The following is a 2,024-nucleotide window of genomic DNA, read 5'->3' on the forward strand; positions in this document are numbered from 1 at the left end:
CCCGTCGGCGGTCGATCGCGATCGTCTCGGTGCGCTCGACGTCGCGTGGGTGTCGCTCGACACGTTCCACATCGTCTGCGGCAACGCGGCGGCGCGCTATGCCGAACAGCTCGGCGCGCGCCTGCCGCCGTCGGGCAGCGGGGCGGCCGCACAACCGGCCTGATGCGATGAAGCCGGCCCGATCCGCGCTGCGGGTTCGGGCCGGCCGGCAAAACGAAAACGGCTTGCGATGCGTCGCAAGCCGTTTTTCTTTGGTGCGGGCGACGGCGCGATGCGTTCGCCTGCGTCGCGCCGTCGCTCAGCCATGCAACCGCTCAACCGTTCACGGATTCGTCAGCGTGAAGGTCGGCTTCCGGTAGCCGACGCCGGCCCGGTCGAGCTTCGGCAGTTCGCGTTGCGTGAGCAGCGTCGCGAAGCCGGCCCAGTCGCGCTGCAGCGCGGCCGTGTCGACGTGATGCGTGTCGCCGCGCTTGAAGCGCACGCCGGCCGCATACGGCAGCTCCCAGTCGGCCCGGTGCCATGCGCGCTCGGCCAGCGCGAGCAGCCGCGGATAGGCCATGTATTCGAGGAAGGTATCGTTGCGCATCACCTCGCCCCACGCCTGCCCCTGCATGCCCTCGATGCGCGGCGCGGGGCCCGTGCCCGTCACCTCGAACGTGTTGCCGTCGCGGTCGCCCATCACTTCGGCGTTCTGCGGCAGGTTCTCGGGCGCGAGCGAGAACACCTTGTACTCGTCCGTCGCGTGCGAGCCCCAGTAGTAGCCGCGCTCGCGCGGGTTGAGCGTGTACGGGAAGTCGAAGTACAGGTAGTCGGGCAGGGCCAGCACCGTCAGGTAGCCCTTGCCGCTCAGGTCGCGTGCGCTGTCCGATGCCCCCCAGAAGATCGTGTCCCACAGCGACACCATCACGTGGCGCGTGCTGAAGTCCTGCGGCCCGTTCGCATGCTTGATGCCGTCCTGCCACGCGGCCATCGTGTCGATCCCGTTCGCGTTGACCGCCGCGCTCACCTGTTGCGCGAAACGCGTCGGCAGCTCGTCGATCGACTTGATCTCGCCGCGCTGGAGCAGTGCCGTGCACGCGGGCGAACGCGCCCACGGCTTGTCCTGCGCGGCGAGATCGATGCGCCCCTTGTTCGGATCGGTGCCGTTCAGCGGCTGGAAGCCCGCGCCGAGGAAGATGTTCTTCGCCTCGTCGCCGCCGTAGTGCCAGGTGTGCAGCGGCGCCTGCGCGTCGGCATGCATCGCGGCGATCTCGCGGATCACCTTCGACGCGAAATTGAGCGCGCCCGGCACGCACGGGTTCAGGTCGCTGCGCCGGTCGTAGAACTGCACCGTCGTCAGGTTCGACGTGTCCTGCGGATCGAGCAGCCGGTACGCGTTCGCCTCCTGCTCGCGGCCGGCCGCATGCAGCCGCTGGTAACGTGCCTCCATCGTCACGACGGCCGCGCGCGCATGCGCGGGCATGTCGATCTCGGGGATGATCTCGACGAAATGCGCGGCCGCGTAGCGCACCAGCGACACGTAGTCGTCACGCGTCAGGTAGCCGCCGCCCGAGCGGTTGTCCGGGCCGGAGCCGAGCTGCGGCAGCAGGCAGCGTGTCTCGCTCGGGTCGTGGCAGCGGCGTCCCCCGATCCCGGTCAGTTCGGGCAGGCCGGGAATCTCGATGCGCCAGCCCTCGTCGTCGGACAGATGCAGGTGCAGGCGATTGAGCTTGTATGCGCTCATCTGGTCGATCAGGCGGCGCAGCGTGGCCGGGTGCTTGAAGTTGCGTGCGAGATCGACGTGCATCCCGCGATGCGTGAAGCGCGGTGCATCCTCGACGAGCATCGCCGGGATCGCGCCGCCGCCGGCGGGCGCGAGCGAGTAGAGCGTCTGCACGCCGTAGTAGAGGCCGGCGCGATCGTAGCCTTCGATCAGCACGCCACGCGGCCCGATCGCGAGCCGGTAGCCGCCCGGTGTCGCGATGTCGGCCGGCAGCCGGCGCGGCGCGACGGCGCCACGTACCGGCACGCGCGCGCCGTCGAGC

The 2,024-nt window shown here is 69.9% G+C and carries 1 protein-coding gene; it reads right to left on the reverse strand.

Translation table 11 applies throughout. From position 1 onward, the window contains the following. Positions 1-322: 322 nt before the first annotated feature. A partial coding sequence (locus G3N99_RS39420; protein WP_206125101.1) for a family 20 glycosylhydrolase occupies positions 323-2,024 on the reverse strand: 1,702 nt, incomplete at its 5' end.

The organism is Burkholderia sp. Ac-20392 (assembly GCF_017104585.1).
Taxonomy (GTDB): domain Bacteria; phylum Pseudomonadota; class Gammaproteobacteria; order Burkholderiales; family Burkholderiaceae; genus Burkholderia; species Burkholderia lata.